The organism is Gilliamella sp. B14384G10 (genome assembly GCF_016101685.1).
GTDB lineage: Bacteria > Pseudomonadota > Gammaproteobacteria > Enterobacterales > Orbaceae > Gilliamella > Gilliamella apis_A.
The window spans coordinates 1-15,570 of sequence record NZ_JACFQA010000003.1; the positions used below are offsets into that span (position 1 = coordinate 1).

The following is a 15,570-nucleotide window of genomic DNA, read 5'->3' on the forward strand; positions in this document are numbered from 1 at the left end:
CCGAACTCAGAAGTGAAACGCCGTAGTGCCGATGGTAGTGTGGGTATTACCCATGTGAGAGTAGGGTGCCGCCAGACTTTTAAATATACGAGCCCAGCAGCGATGCTGGGCTTTTTTGCGTTTTAGGATTCATGTATTTTTTGTTAGTTATTTATCAAAGCCATTTGTCTAAGGAGTAAATAGTGGATAATCTAAACTTTTTATACCAGTTTTTTGGCTCTGATTTTATTGAAAAATACACAACAATTCCGCAATTAATTGGTATTTTAGGTTATCTTGTTGGAGTTAGTGCTTTTTTACAACGTAATGATAATGCTTTTCGATGGCAATTAACCATTGTTAATATTATTATGACTGTGCATTTTTATTTATTAGGACCAGAATCCTATCCTGCTGCTATACTTAATATAGTAAATATTTTTAGAAACATTACATCAACTTATACCAAGAATGTTTTAGCCATGATGTTTTTTATAGGATTGATGTGGATATTTTACTTTTTCACAACGCCTGATTGGCGACAATTTATACATTATTTCTCGGTTATTGGTACTACATTAGTAACAATTGCATTATTTAGATTTGAACAACAAAAGATGCGATTACTAATATTGTTAAGTAGTATTTTATGGATAATATATAGCTTATGGATAGGCTCTTTAGGTAGTTTAGCTATAGAGGTTACCTTTGCGATAATTAATATTATAACGATTATTAAATTATCACCAAAATCGGCTGTATAATATTATATTTACTCTATTAGTATCATTTTCCTATTTATTTATTGTTATATGTGTGAAACAATTTAACAATATAAAAAATAAATTTTTGAGGTAGTCAGTGATTGATAATGATGGCTACCGTCCAAATGTAGGAATAGTTATTTGTAACAGGTATGGTCAAGTGCTTTGGGCTCGGCGTTATGGACAAAACTCTTGGCAATTTCCTCAGGGCGGAATAAAACTTAATGAAACGCCAGAACAGGCAATGTTTCGTGAACTAAATGAAGAAGTAGGATTACTACCTAAAGATGTTAAAATATTATCGGTGACCAATGGTTGGCTAAGGTATAAATTACCAAAACGCATGATTCGTTGGGATAATCAGCCGGTATGTATTGGTCAAAAACAAAAGTGGTTTTTATTAGAATTGATTTCTGATACTTCAGTGATTAATTTGAATATGTCTTCAACTCCTGAGTTTGATGATTGGAAGTGGGTAAGTTATTGGTATCCTATACGGCAGGTTATTGCTTTTAAGCGTGATGTATATCGCAAAGCAATGAAGGAGTTTTCTTTGCCTGCATTTACTATACAATCTGAAGTAGAAGAACCTGTAACAAATCTTTCTAAGAAAAAACGGTTTAACTTCTTTGCTCACAAACGAAAAAATAAACAGCGTGTTAAAAAATGAATCAATTTTTACAATTTCCCAATTTTAATCCAATAGCTTTCTCAATCGGCCCTATTTCATTACATTGGTATGGTGCCATGTACCTATTTGGTGTGCTTGGCGCCTTGTTTTTAGCTAAACGTCGTGCTAATAAACCCAATAGCAATTGGACATCACAACAAGTTGAAAACTTATTATTCTGGGGGTTTTTGGGCCTCTTTATTGGCGGACGTTTAGGTTATGTATTATTTTATAATTTTGATGCATTTCTTGAAGAGCCTACTATTCTATTCAGAGTTTGGGAAGGGGGGATGTCTTTCCATGGCGGTTTGATTGGTGCCATTTGTGTTATTGCTATCTTTGCTAAAAAAACACAAAAGACCTTTATGCAAGTAGCTGATTTTGTGGCTCCATTAGTACCACTCGGTTTAATGTTTGGCCGATTTGGTAATTTTATTAACGGTGAATTGTGGGGCCGAGTAACTAACTCTTCAATCGGTATGTTATTTCCTACTTCATCACATGCTGATTTTATGTTTGTCCAAGCAAATCCAGAATGGTTTTCTTTATACAGCCAATTAAACGGCGTTTTGCCACGTCACCCTTCACAACTTTATGAGATGGTATTTGAAGGTATAGTATTATTTATTATTTTAAATTTATTTATTCGCAAACCTCGTCCAGTTGGTGCAGCCTCAGGACTGTTTTTAGTTTGTTATGGCATATTTAGGTTTATAATTGAGTTCTTTAGACAACCCGATGAACAATTAGGATTATTTTTAAATATAATCAGTATGGGACAAATTCTCTGTCTCCCTATGATCATTGGTGGTATCTTGATGCTTTTATATGCATATAGATTTAACAATAAGGCTATTAAAAAATGAAACAGTATTTATCACTAATGCAAAAAATTTTAAACGAAGGAACGGCTAAATCGGATAGAACTGGTACAGGGACTTTATCGATCTTTGGTCATCAAATGCGATTTAATTTGCAAGATGGTTTTCCATTAGTGACCACCAAAAAATGTCATTTACGTTCAATCATCTATGAGTTACTTTGGTTTCTTAAAGGTGATACTAATATTAATTATTTAAAAGATAATAAAGTAACAATTTGGGATGAATGGGCCAATGAAAATGGTGATCTTGGTCCTGTTTATGGCAAACAATGGCGCGCTTGGGGAGCTGCGGATGGTCGACAAATAGATCAAATTTCGCAACTAATCGAACAAATTAAAAATGATCCAGACTCTAGAAGAATGATAGTTTCGGCATGGAATGTTGGAGAGCTTGATCAAATGGCGTTAGCACCATGTCATGCTCTATTTCAATTTTATGTAGCTCAAGGTAAGCTGTCATGTCAACTTTATCAACGTTCATGTGACGTATTCTTAGGATTACCATTTAATATTGCTAGTTATTCGTTATTAGTTTATATGATTGCTCAACAATGCGATTTAGAAGTTGGTGATTTTGTCTGGACAGGTGGCGATACCCATTTGTATTCTAATCATATGGAACAAACACATTTACAATTAAGTCGTGAGCCAAAACCATTGCCTAAGCTTGTTATTAAACGCAGACCACCTACAATTTTTGATTATGAATTTGAAGATTTTGAAATTGTTGATTACGATCCTTATCCAGCAATAAAAGCGCCAGTAGCAATTTAAAGCTTAACAAATTTTGAGGAACGCTATTTTAGGGTATATTTTTTCTAAATTATAAGTAGAAATTGATTATTAGGGATTAATTAATTTAATCCTTAATATGTGTTTTTTATGTAATCTTTTCAAACAACTTCATGATAAGCACTTTAGTTATCTTTGATTATTTTATTTTTCTGCCGCATAACAGAAGATATTGGTATATAATGACTAACTTTGTTTAAATGGTTATTTAATCTTAATATGAGTCAAAATCAAGAAATTCATCCTATTTTTACAAAACGATTATTACATCCTCGCTATTGGTTAACCTGGTTTGGCATTTCTATTTTATATTTGATCGTTTTACTGCCATATCCGGTTATTTATCAATTAGGAAAAGGTTTAGGATTACTTTCGATGAAATTAATTGGTAAGCGTAAAGAGACCGCAAGGCAAAACTTAAAATTATGCTTTCCTGAAAAATCTGAACAAGAACGAGATAAAATATTAAGAGATAATTTTATTTCCACAGGGCTTGCTATATTTGAAACTGGTATGGCATGGTTCTGGTCTGACAAAAGACTTAAAAAACACTCTTCAATTGAAGGTGATTCACATATCACTCAGATACAACAGTCTGGACAAGGTGTTTTGTTAATTGGTATTCACTTTTTAACGCTAGAACTCGGTGCACGTATTTTAGGTATGAGTCATCCAGGTGTAGGTGTTTATCGACCAAACGACAACCCTGTGATGGATTATGTACAATTAAAAGGGCGTTTAAAATCGAATAAATATATGTTAGATCGCTATAATACTAAAGGTATGATAAGAGCCTTAAAGAATGGTGAACTGCTTTGGTATGCGCCAGATCATGATTATGGTCCTAAAAATAGTGTTTTTGCACCACTCTTTGCGGTAGAAAAAGCAGCGACGACCATTGGAACTCGAATTTTAGTCAAATTAAGTCAGCCTGCAATTATTCCTTTCACGCCTAAACGAGAAAAGAATGGGCACTATACTGTTTACGTTACACCTGAGCTTAAAGGCTATCCTATAGATGATGATGTGCTAGCGGCTACTTTTATGAACAAAGCGATTGAACACGAAATATTAAAAGCACCAGAACAATATATGTGGTTACATCGACGCTTTAAAACTCGTCCTAAAGGTGAGGCGCCTTTATATACAAATAAAGTCCAATCAGATTAGTTTGATGACTTTATAATATTTTCAAATAATTGAAAGAAAGAATATGCAAAAACTGAACAAAATAATTTTGTATTGTCGACCAGGGTTTGAAAAAGAATGTGCAGCAGAAATAACGGATAGAGCAGCACAAAAAGAAATATTTGGTTTTGCCAAGGTTAAAGAAAATAATGGTTATGTAATATTTGAGTGTTACCAAGACGATCAAGCTGAATTATTAATTAAACAAATTTCATTTCGAACGTTAATTTTTGCAAGACAAATGTTTGTTGCTGGTGATTTATTAGCTAATTTATCAACTGAAGATCGTATTACGCCAATAATTAATGTTTTATCGGCTACTGTTGATAAAGCTGGCGATTTACGTGTTGAAGTTGCAGATACTAATGATGGTAAGCAATTAGCAGGATTTTGTCGCAAGTTTACTGTTCCACTTCGTCAGGCATTACGCAACAAACGTATTTTGTTAAAAGTACAAAATCCATCACGACCAGTTATTCATTTATTATTTATCAATAATAATAGTTGTTATGTTGGCTATTCCCTGAGTCAAAATAACTCTCCTTTTTATATGGGAATACCAAGGTTAAAATTTCCAGCTGATGCACCAAGTCGTTCAACATTAAAATTGGAAGAAGCTTTTCATATTTTTATTCCTTATGAAGAATGGGATGAACGACTTAAAGGTGGTTTAAATGCTGTTGACTTAGGGGCTTGTCCAGGCGGTTGGACTTATCAATTAGTCAAAAGAAGTATGATGGTATATGCTATAGATAATGGTCCTATGAATGAAAAATTAATGGAAACAGGACAAGTTAAACATTATCGTGAAGATGGCTTTAAATTTATGCCTAAAAAGCATAATATTTATTGGCTGGTGTGTGATATGGTTGAAAAACCAGCCAAAGTAACAGAGTTAATAGCTAAATGGCTAATTAATGGTTGGTGTCGAGAGGCAATTTTTAATCTCAAACTACCAATGAAAAAACGTTATGAAGAAGTAAAACAAAATTTACAATTACTAATAGAAGAACTAAATAACAACCAAATAAATGTACAAATTCAGGCTAAGCAACTTTTTCATGATCGTGAAGAAGTCACTGTACATGTACAGCGAATTTGGGGATGAGAAATTATAAGAGAATGTGTATGAAATTAAAACAATCCTTTTATGCTATTGTTATTTTAGCATTATTTTCACTTTTAGTTGGATGTCATCTTAACTCATCAAAGAGTGCTAAATATGATGAAACTAAAGATTCCAATTATTATTTGTCGCAGGTAGATACTAGCTCTGGAAGTGCTAAAATAGATTGGCAGTTATTGGCGATAAGAGCATTAATAAATGAGAATAAACTTTCTCAAGCAAATAAATTATTATCTCAACTACCGGCTAATCTTAATGCAGAACAACAAAAAGACCAATTGTTATCTCAAGGTGAAATAGCAATTAGAAAAGGACAACCATTTAATCTTAGTCAATTAACTATCGAAAAACTAAATGATTCACAAGCATATCGTTATTATTCAATCAAATTAGCCTTAGATAGAAAATCTAAAAAACTTAATGAGCAAGCGTATGATTACTTATCTTTACAAAAATTTGCACCAGAAAAATTAAAAAAACAAATCTTAAATAATACCTGGAATTTTTTTAGCAAATTATCGACAAATCAACTAAGTAAAATTTCTGTACCTGAAAATGACTTAACATTGAAAGGGTGGATTGATTTAAGTTATACATATCAACGTAATAATATAAAAGCACCTGTTCAAGATGGTGATAGCCCAGAAGTCCTTGAAGCAAAAAATACAAACCGCAAAAATCAACTAAAACGAGCTATTTTGGATTGGGCTACAAAATATCCTAATCATCCTGCACAAGATATTGTTGCGATTATAACTGGTGAACAAACGCTTGCTGTTGATAATGTAAATTCCAAAAAAGTAGCTTTATTATTACCACTGAGTGGGTCTTCTCGAATATTTGGTAACACTATTCGTCAAGGATATGTTGATGCGGCTAAGTTTTATCCACAAGAGCCACAACAAAATGTTATTGTTTTAGATACAACATCAGTACCAATGGATAATTTAATACAGCAAGCACAAGAGCAAAATGTTGATTTAATCGTTGGTCCATTATTGAAGTCTGAAGTGAGCCAAATAAAGCAGTTAGCGCCATCTATTCCTGTGTTAGCATTAAATAAAGTTGATGATGGAACTGTTTCCGCTAACAAAATGTGCTTTTTTGCGTTATCTCCTGAAGATGAAGCAAAGGATGCTGCTGATCATATTTTTGCACAAAACAAACAAAAGCCATTGTTAGTTATACCACAAAATGAGTTGGGCAGAAGAGTAGCTCAAAGTTTTGCTAAACAATGGTCGCAAATTTCTAATGGTTCACAAGCTTATGTGCAATATGTTGGTAATTTAAATACGCTACGTGCCAATATTAATCATAGTAGCGGTATAAGTTTAACCGGTAGTCCGATTGCATTTAATAATGATGATGGCTCGGCTTCAATGTCCTCAAATGGTTCTTCTTCTGGATTTGATGCAATTTATGTTTATGCATCTTATGATGAATTAACCTTGATAAAACCAATGCTAGATATGGGAGCAGGAAAGACAATCGGTAATGGCTCTTCATCCATAGCGCTTTATTCAAGTTCTAAAAGTCATGTGGCAAATGCTTCGAATGACTTTAATTATGATATGAATCAAACTGAATATTCTGACATTCCGTTGATTATTAATTCATCAGAAAAAACAACGGCAATGATTCCTAGCAATATTCAAAAAGACTATTCTTTAACTCGATTATACGCTATGGGAATTGATGCTTGGCGATTGGCTAATCGCTTTAATCAATTAGACTCTTATCAGCCTAATTTTTTAGCTGGAATGACTGGTAAATTATCAACCAGTAATCAATGTGAAGTGACTCGATCTCTTGCATGGCAACAATATGCCTATGTTACATCCCAATCGTCCTCAGAACAGAACGAAAAATAAAGATATTGGCAAGCATTATGAATATATTGCTTGCCAATTCTTAGCCAATCAAGGGCTGGTGTTGCTTGATAAAAATAGCCTATATCAAATTGGTGAAATTGATTTAGTCATGCGAGATAAGAGTTGTTTGGTTTTTGTTGAAGTTAGATATCGCAAAAATGCTAACTTTGGCGAGGCTGAAATGACTATTTCGCTCACTAAGCAAAACAAAATTAAACAGGCAGCTCAACTTTGGATGTTAAATAATAACTTAAATATTGAAGATACAGAGTTTAGGTTTGATGTTTTTGCCATAACGGGAAAAAGTCAAAAATGGATAATTAATGCGTTTTAATGATCAGGTGAAAAACGTGCAAGATTTAATAAAAAATTATTTTACTGAAAGTATTCAAACTCAAATTGTTATGGCTGAATCTCTAGGCTCTTCAATTGAAAAAGCGGCTAATATTATCGTTGGAGGATTACTTAATGGTAATAAAATTATGGGATGTGGTAATGGCTCAGCTGCTGCAAATATACAAAGTTTTACCTCTCGGTTAATTACCAGTCTTGATATTGAAAGACCGAGTATTCCGGCTATTGCATTAGTTTCTGATAATGTATTGTTAAGTGCGATATCTAATCACGAAGAAATTTATGCTCGACAAATTCAAGCTTTAGGTCAACAAGGTGATATCTTAGTTATTTCAACTTGTGAAGGGAATAGCCGTTCGATTATTCGTGCTGTTCAAGAAGCCGTAATTAAAGATATGAAAATTGTTGCCTTAACTGCATTTGATGGTGGAGAAGTGATCGGATTACTTGGGCAAAATGATATTGAAATTAGAATTCCATCTTATAAAAAGGTGATGGCTTATGAAATGCATGCAATGATTTTAAACTGCTTAAGCCAATTAATTGAAAATACATTGTTTATTCATACAGAATAAGTTGAAATAAAAACAGTTTTGTTCTGCATTAATAGCGATTTTTATGCTATAATTATGAACTATTTTAAGATTTAAGTTAATAAGAGAACCTGGTGTTATGACCGAACTAGCCAAAGAAATAACCCCCGTCAATATTGAAGACGAATTAAAATCCTCTTATCTTGATTATGCGATGTCTGTTATTGTTGGGCGAGCTTTACCTGATGTCCGCGACGGACTTAAACCTGTTCACAGACGGGTTTTATTCGCAATGCATGAAGCTGGATACGATTGGAATAAACCTTACCGAAAATCTGCTCGTGTTGTTGGGGACGTAATCGGTAAATATCATCCACATGGTGATTTAGCCGTTTATGATACCATTGTTCGTATGGCACAACCATTTTCATTACGTTATATGCTTGTTGATGGCCAAGGAAACTTTGGTTCTGTCGATGGTGACTCTGCGGCGGCAATGCGTTATACCGAAATTCGCATGCAAAAGTTTGCCGGTGCATTATTAACTGATTTAGATAAAGAAACAGTAGATTTTTCACCAAACTACGATGGATCAGAAATGATTCCTGACGTGTTGCCAACTCGCATTCCTAATTTATTAATTAATGGTTCGTCAGGTATTGCTGTTGGTATGGCAACCAACATCCCTCCTCATAATCTAGCAGAAGTTATCAATGGTTGCTTAGCATTTATTGAGGATGAAAATATTTCTGTTGATGGATTAATGGAATATATTCATGGTCCAGATTTTCCTACTGCTGCTTTAATTAATGGCCGTAAAGGTATTGAAAATGCTTATCGAACTGGCCGTGGTATTATTTATATTCGTTCAAAGGCGACGATTGAAGTAGATGATCATAGTGGTCGTGAAACGATCATTGTTAATGAGATCCCTTATCAAGTTAATAAGAAAAAACTGATCGAAAAAATAGCTGAACTAGTTAAAGACAAAAAAGTTGAAGGTATTTCAGCATTGCGTGATGAATCAGATAAAGATGGTATGCGCATTGTTATTGAAATCAAACGTGATGCAGTTGGCGAAGTCGTTTTAAATAATCTTTTCTCATTAACTCAACTACAGGTTTCTTTCGGGATTAATATGGTTGCCTTACATAAAGGTCAACCGAAACTATTAAACTTACGAGAAATGATCGAGGCGTTTGTTCTTCACCGCCGTGAAGTCGTAACGCGTCGAACTATCTATGAACTTCGCAAAGCTCGTGAACGAGCGCATGTGTTGGAAGGTTTAGCGATAGCATTGGCTAATATCGATCCTGTTATTGAATTAATTCGTGCTGCGGCGACTCCTTCTGAAGCGAAAGCTAAATTATTATCGCAAGCTTGGCAACTAGGTAATGTTGCGGCAATGCTTGAAAAAGCGGGTAATGATGCCGCTCGTCCTGAAGATTTAGCACCTGAATTTGGTATTCGTGATGGCCATTATTATCTTTCTGAAGCTCAAGCCCAAGCAATTTTAGATCTTCGATTACATCGTTTAACAGGACTGGAACACGAAAAAATTCTTGATGAATATAAAGAACTATTAGTTCAAATTGCTGGTTTGTTACATATTCTAGCGAGTCCAGAAAGACTAATGGAAGTTATTCGCGAAGAGCTTGAAGCTGTTCGCGATCAATTCCAAGATGCAAGACGAACTGAAATTACAGCAAGTAGTGCGGATATCAATATTGAAGATCTTATTGCTCAAGAAGATGTTGTAGTTACGCTTTCTCATCAAGGTTATGTAAAATACCAACCGTTATCTGATTATGAAGCTCAGCGTCGGGGCGGTAAGGGCAAGTCGGCAACGAAAATTAAAGAAGAAGATTTTGTCGAAAAATTACTGGTTGCAAATACTCATGACACGATTCTTTGTTTCTCAAGTCGTGGCAGATTATATTGGATGAAAGTTTATCAATTACCTGAAGCCAGTCGAGGCTCCCGTGGTCGTCCAATTATTAATTTATTACCATTGGAAGCAGATGAACGTATTACAGCGATTCTACCTGTTCGTGAATTTGATGATGAGCATTGTGTGTTTATGGCGACAGCTCAAGGTACGGTTAAGAAAACTTCATTAATTGAATTTAGTCGTCCGAGAAGTGGTGGCATTATTGCTATTAACTTACGTGATGATGATGAGTTAATTGGTGTTGATTTAACTAGTAACGAAACAGCAGATGCTGTTGATGATGAAGAACTCAATGATGATGTTATTGTTGATGAGCTTGACGATGGTGATGAGGTCTCGCAAATTTCCAATACTGAAGATATTATGTTATTCTCAGCCAATGGTAAAGTTGTACGATTCCCGGCCAATAAAGTCCGTTGTATGGGTAGAACAGCAACAGGTGTTCGAGGTATTAAATTAGAAGGTGATGATAAAGTTGTCTCACTTATTGTCCCTCGTGGTAATGGGGCAATTTTAACCGCAACTCGAAATGGTTATGGTAAACGTACTGAACAAGAGTTATATCCAACAAAATCACGAGCAACGAAAGGCGTAATCTCTATTAAAGTGAGTGAGCGAAATGGTGCTGTAGTTGGTGCAGTACAGGTTGAAGAAACCGACCAAATCATGCTGATTACTGATGCCGGAACCTTAGTACGAACTCGAGTATCAGAAGTTAGTGTTGTTGGACGAAACACGCAAGGGGTTACGTTGATTCGAACAGCTGAAAATGAGAAGGTTGTCGGATTACAGCGAATTGCTGAAACAGAGGATGATGTTGAATCGGAACTATCGCCACAGAGTGAGGATAATAATGATTCAACCCAAGAATCCGAGCAATAATTTTAATTATAAAAAAGGATTAGCCACACAGACTAATCCTTTTTTATTTTCTAAAACAGTGATAAGGAATAGAATTACATGTCTTTCTTAATAAAAAAAATCTTAACTAATCTTGCATGGCAAATATTAATTGCCTTGATTTTAGGTGTAGCTGTTGGTGCTTTTCTATATGAACTAGCGGATCCTAATCATGCGTTACATTCATATTACCAATTTTCAATTGTTAATATTTTTCAACCAGCAGGTGATATCTTTATTCGTTTAATTAAGATGATTGTTTTACCAATTATTCTTAGTACACTGACATTAGGTATTGCTGGAATTGGTGGATCTAAACGTTTAGGAACATTAGGATTTAAAACCATTCTTTATTTCGAAATCATTACAACAATTGCTATTTTATTAGGCCTTTTATGGGGTAATGTTTTTGCACCGGGTGCAGGTATTGACTCTTCAACTTTGGCTACAACTGATATTAGTAAATATACTAAAGCAGCCGAAGAGTTAAGTGGCAAACCTCACGGTTTGATTGTCATGATCTTAGATATGATTCCAGCAAATATATTTAAAGCAATGACTGATGGTGCAGTTTTACCGGTTATTTTCTTCTGTGTATTTTTTGGTTTAGGTTTAATGTCTTTACCAGATAAACAACGCGAACCATTTGTGTTCTTCTTGAAAGTAGTTTCAGATACTATGTTTAAAGTGACCAATATGATTATGCGTTATGCTCCAATTGGTGTATTTGCATTAATTACCGTAACCGTTGCTAAATATGGCTTTGCTTCTTTACTACCGCTATTAAAACTGATTTTAACTGTATATTCTGCAATGATCATTTTTACATTATTGATATTAGGTGCAGTTTGTAAACTATGTAAGTTCAATATCTTTACCTTATTAAAAATATTGAAGGAAGAATTAGTTATTGCTTTTTCTACAGCAAGTTCAGAAACAGCATTACCAAAAATCATTGAAAAGATGGAGGCCTATGGAGCACCAAAAGCGATCACAAGCTTTGTTATTCCTACTGGATATTCATTTAATCTTGATGGTTCAACATTATACCAAAGTATCACGGTCATCTTCTTAGCACAGCTATTTGGTATGGATTTAAGTATCTTAGATCAAATTATCATTGTAATAACATTAATGATTGCATCAAAAGGAATTGCTGGAGTGCCAGGCGCTTCAATTTTAGTATTATCAGCAACACTTGGTAGTGTTGGTATTCCACTTGAAGGTATCGGTTATATTATGGGTGTTGAACGAATTTTAGATATGGGTAGAACAGTTGTTAATGTTGTGGGTAACGCATTAGCGGCAATTGTTATTGCGCGTTGGGAACATGTCTTTGATGATAAAAAGGCAAGAGCCTATGAGCAAGAATATTTAAAATAGAAATTTACTCTAAAAAGCTTCAGGTAACTGAAGCTTTTTTTATACATCTAATTTAATAAATTTAATGGTGAGATTATTCAAAATATAAAAAAACCCAGCTTAAGCTGGGTTTTTTATTGCTAGATAAAACTATTTAATTTTAGCTTCTTTATAAACAACATGCTGACGAACAACAGGATCATATTTTTTGATCTCCATTTTTTCAGGCATGGTTCTTTTGTTTTTGCTAGTGGTATAAAAATGACCGGTACCAGCAGAAGAAACTAATCTAATTTTTTCACGTACACCTTTAGCCATGATATGGTTTCCTTATTAGTACTTTTCACCACGGGCACGAAGTTCAGCTAAAACTGCATCAATACCCTTTTTATCGATAGTACGCATACCTTTAGCTGATACACGCAATTTTACAAAACGTTTTTCACTCTCAATCCAGAAACGGTGAGTTTGAAGGTTTGGTAGAAAACGACGTTTAGTAGCATTCATCGCATGAGAACGATTATTTCCCACTAAAGGACCTTTTCCTGTTACTTGGCATACTCGTGACATGTCAATAATTCTCCAAAATTTCTATGCTTAAGCCTAGGGCGTAATATGTTAATGGAATTAACCTCGTCAGGCTTTTAGTTCGCTGCAGTTCTTTTGAGAAGCAGTCTCACCTCTCACACTACACCCATAATAATGAGGTAGCGAAGTATACGCTTTTACAGGCAAATTCTCAAGCATTATCTTATTTATGCTTAAAAATAAGTTTCTAATTGAAAAAAGTAAATATACCGAGAGTTGTTATTAGTAGTAAAACTATTATATTGTAGCTTATGTTGAGTTGTGCAATATAAAACTATTTAATTTTATAATAAATATGTTTTAATACTATTGAATTCAGATATTATCTGTTAGGCCTAATTTTCTTACTTTCAAGGAGATAGTATGAGTCAGTTCACGCCATACAGTATCTATGGCATTATCGGTTATCCATTAGGGCATAGTATGAGCCCACTTATTCATACAACATCATTCCAAGATTATGGTATTCCTGCCGTATTGGTACCATTTCCTACACCACCCGAAGATATTGCTACTTTATTTAAATCAGTAAGATTACTTAATATTCGTGGTTTATGTGTCACTATTCCACATAAGCAAACTATTATTCCTTATTTAGATGAAGTTACCGAACACGTCAAAAAAGCGGGAGCAGCTAACTTAGTTTATTGGGATGGTGACAAACTTTGCGGTGATAACACTGATATTATTGGTTTTATGCAACCATTAGCACAAAAAAAACTACCTGCTGAGTATAAGAAGGTTTTACTACTTGGCGCTGGTGGTGCGGCTAGGGCTGCGGTTGTTGGTTTACAAGACCTTGGTTATCATGACATTACAGTAACGGATATTGTTACTGATCTTCCAGAGGCATTGGCTAAAGAATTTAATCTTAAAACGGTTGCATGGGAAGATAGAGATAAAGTTGAAGCGCAAATTATTATCAATTCTACCCCATTAGGTATGCAAGGCAAATTTGAAGATCAGACACCTTACGAACAAGCTTGGTTTAAAGGTAAAGGGATTGCATACGATATAGTATATACACCATACAATACCAAATTTAGACAAGAAGCAGAAAAAGCCGGATGGGAATCGATTTCTGGTCGAGAAATGTTTATTGGTCAAGCAAATGCCCAATTTAAAATTTGGACCGGCAAAGATCTTTCTGAGAAAGCAAAACAAGCTGTAATTGATGCCTTAGCAGGAAAATAAAATTATAAATAGCCTCGCTCTCATTTGATGAGAGCGATATTTTAAGATTTTAGGTATTTAATCATCATTTTAAATATTTATGGAAGCAATAAAGTAACCATGTTTAATAAATTTAAAATTGATTAAAAAGGAGTAGTTATGACTAATTTAGAATTACAAGCGTATCGCCGATTTTTAATGTTAAAAGTGTCAGAAGCCAGTGAATACATTGGTAAGACTGATGTCGAAACATGGCGTGAGTGGGAAAACGGTTCATTGCCTATTCCTGAAAATGTGGCAATAGCTATGAAAGAATTAAAATCTTTTCGCAACGAGAAAATAAAACTGATTATAAACAGCATTAATGACCGTGTAGGTAGTAACACCATTCGTTATTTTATGAGTTATCCAGAATTCAAAAAAGTTAACCCTGACTTAGATGTTTTGCAATGGCGATTACATCAATCGATTGCCACTGAACTCTATTTTAGAGGGTTAGAAAAATTGTGTTAATAACTATATTTGACACATAGGCTATGATTAAAATTGAATGTGTAATAAATTATTTACAGTTATTTTTTTATTATATTTATTTAAATCATATTGTTATGATGATGTTAAATTAGACTGTAAAAAAATATTGCAAAAAGTTAAATGAATCTCTAGCATAGATAACTTATTTCCAGATCTGTATATTTAAAAGGACCCACAATGAAGAAAACAATTTTTTTAGTTGGTGCAAGAGCCGCTGGCAAAACAACAATGGGTAAAATGTTAGCCAATAAGTTATCATTTTCTTTTATTGATACAGATTGTCATTTACTCGAAACAACGCAAAAAACTGTAGCGGAAATTGTTGAAAAAGAAGGCTGGGAAGGGTTTCGAGCTAGAGAAAGCCAAGTGCTTATTGAGACAGCTAAACCCAATAGAGTTATTGCAACTGGTGGTGGTATGGTACTGGCTGAGCAAAATCGTCAGTTTATGAAACAACACGGCACAGTTATTTTTCTTTCAGCTCCTGCAGCGACATTAGCGGCACGTTTGATGAAAGATCCAAATGTAGCGCAGAGACCATCATTGACGGGTATGTCGATATCCGATGAGATGGAGAAAGTGCTTGCTGAACGCTTACCTCTATATCACGATGCCGCTCATCATGTTGTTAATGTTGACCAAGACGAAAATTTAATTCTTACTGAAATATTAGAAAAATTGCAAAATAATTAATTAAATAGCCATTTTTTTATTTAAATATAAATTATTTACCTCGGCATAATGTTAGTACATCAATTTGTAATTTAAACAATCTACATATCATAAATTTAATAATTTTGAAGATTCTTGAATTACAGCAAATAAAATAGTCTATTAATAGTAAGTAATTGATATATATTACTTTCAGATAGTAGTGAACACTTGTATATTAATTGCGATTA

At 34.1% G+C, this 15,570-nt stretch carries 16 protein-coding genes; 14 read left to right on the forward strand and 2 right to left on the reverse strand.

The window, feature by feature from the left end; genetic code table 11:
• Nucleotides 1-182: 182 nt before the first annotated feature.
• The 11 genes from H3T54_RS08315 to gltP all read left to right on the forward strand — a co-directional run bounded on the left by H3T54_RS08315 (nt 183) and on the right by gltP (nt 12,394).
• The gene (locus H3T54_RS08315; RefSeq protein WP_198222040.1) at nt 183-743 is read left to right on the forward strand and encodes a YgjV family protein; all 561 of its coding nucleotides are present in this window, start codon (nt 183-185) and stop codon (nt 741-743) included.
• A 97-nt stretch (nt 744-840) separates the two neighbouring features.
• A complete protein-coding gene (rppH, locus tag H3T54_RS08320; RefSeq protein ID WP_198201463.1) occupies nt 841-1,413 on the forward strand; it encodes an RNA pyrophosphohydrolase in 573 nt (190 codons plus the stop codon).
• Nucleotides 1,410-2,279 (forward strand): prolipoprotein diacylglyceryl transferase, encoded by an 870-nt coding sequence (gene lgt, locus H3T54_RS08325; RefSeq protein WP_198201462.1) that lies wholly within the window; start codon nt 1,410-1,412, stop codon nt 2,277-2,279. Before rppH ends, lgt begins: the two co-directional genes overlap by 4 nt.
• Nucleotides 2,276-3,070 (forward strand): thymidylate synthase, encoded by a 795-nt coding sequence (gene thyA / locus H3T54_RS08330; protein ID WP_198222042.1) that lies wholly within the window; start codon nt 2,276-2,278, stop codon nt 3,068-3,070. Before lgt ends, thyA begins: the two co-directional genes overlap by 4 nt.
• Before the next feature lie 237 nt (nt 3,071-3,307).
• The gene (locus H3T54_RS08335) at nt 3,308-4,258 is read left to right on the forward strand and encodes a Kdo(2)-lipid IV(A) acyltransferase (protein ID WP_198222044.1); all 951 of its coding nucleotides are present in this window, start codon (nt 3,308-3,310) and stop codon (nt 4,256-4,258) included.
• Between the two features lie 52 nt (nt 4,259-4,310).
• On the forward strand, nt 4,311-5,384 hold the full coding sequence (gene rlmM, locus H3T54_RS08340; RefSeq protein WP_198222277.1) for a 23S rRNA (cytidine(2498)-2'-O)-methyltransferase RlmM: 1,074 nt from the start codon (nt 4,311-4,313) through the stop codon (nt 5,382-5,384).
• Nucleotides 5,385-5,404: 20 nt separating this feature from the next.
• The gene (locus tag H3T54_RS08345) at nt 5,405-7,273 is read left to right on the forward strand and encodes a penicillin-binding protein activator (protein ID WP_198222046.1); all 1,869 of its coding nucleotides are present in this window, start codon (nt 5,405-5,407) and stop codon (nt 7,271-7,273) included.
• Nucleotides 7,227-7,607 carry a YraN family protein gene (locus H3T54_RS08350; RefSeq protein WP_198222048.1) on the forward strand — a complete coding sequence of 127 codons (381 nt, stop codon included), beginning with the start codon at nt 7,227-7,229 and terminating at the stop codon, nt 7,605-7,607. Before H3T54_RS08345 ends, H3T54_RS08350 begins: the two co-directional genes overlap by 47 nt.
• A gap of 16 nt (nt 7,608-7,623) precedes the next feature.
• Nucleotides 7,624-8,202, forward strand: coding sequence for an SIS domain-containing protein (locus H3T54_RS08355; protein WP_086359253.1), 579 nt, complete (start codon nt 7,624-7,626; stop codon nt 8,200-8,202).
• Between the two features lie 97 nt (nt 8,203-8,299).
• The gene (gyrA, locus tag H3T54_RS08360; RefSeq protein WP_198222050.1) at nt 8,300-10,993 is read left to right on the forward strand and encodes a DNA topoisomerase (ATP-hydrolyzing) subunit A; all 2,694 of its coding nucleotides are present in this window, start codon (nt 8,300-8,302) and stop codon (nt 10,991-10,993) included.
• 90 nt (nt 10,994-11,083) lie between these two features.
• Nucleotides 11,084-12,394, forward strand: coding sequence for a glutamate/aspartate:proton symporter GltP (gene gltP / locus H3T54_RS08365; RefSeq protein ID WP_181414705.1), 1,311 nt, complete (start codon nt 11,084-11,086; stop codon nt 12,392-12,394).
• 129 nt (nt 12,395-12,523) lie between these two features.
• On the opposite strand, the gene rpmG is transcribed toward gltP, so the two are convergent.
• Both rpmG and rpmB read right to left on the reverse strand, forming a co-directional pair.
• Nucleotides 12,524-12,691 (reverse strand): 50S ribosomal protein L33, encoded by a 168-nt coding sequence (gene rpmG, locus H3T54_RS08370; RefSeq protein ID WP_034884348.1) that lies wholly within the window; start codon nt 12,689-12,691, stop codon nt 12,524-12,526.
• Nucleotides 12,692-12,706: 15 nt separating this feature from the next.
• Nucleotides 12,707-12,943: a 50S ribosomal protein L28 gene (gene rpmB / locus H3T54_RS08375; protein WP_034884345.1), complete on the reverse strand. Its 237-nt coding sequence runs from the start codon at nt 12,941-12,943 to the stop codon at nt 12,707-12,709.
• 381 nt (nt 12,944-13,324) lie between these two features.
• On the opposite strand from rpmB, the gene aroE reads away from it, so the two are divergent.
• The 3 genes from aroE (at nt 13,325) to aroL (ending at nt 15,361) form a co-directional block, all read left to right on the forward strand.
• On the forward strand, nt 13,325-14,155 hold the full coding sequence (aroE, locus tag H3T54_RS08380) for a shikimate dehydrogenase (RefSeq protein WP_110448655.1): 831 nt from the start codon (nt 13,325-13,327) through the stop codon (nt 14,153-14,155).
• Nucleotides 14,156-14,293: 138 nt separating this feature from the next.
• On the forward strand, nt 14,294-14,647 hold the full coding sequence (locus H3T54_RS08385) for a DUF1870 family protein (RefSeq protein WP_110448656.1): 354 nt from the start codon (nt 14,294-14,296) through the stop codon (nt 14,645-14,647).
• Between the two features lie 198 nt (nt 14,648-14,845).
• A complete protein-coding gene (gene aroL / locus H3T54_RS08390; protein ID WP_198222052.1) occupies nt 14,846-15,361 on the forward strand; it encodes a shikimate kinase AroL in 516 nt (171 codons plus the stop codon).
• Nucleotides 15,362-15,570: the final 209 nt, after the last annotated feature.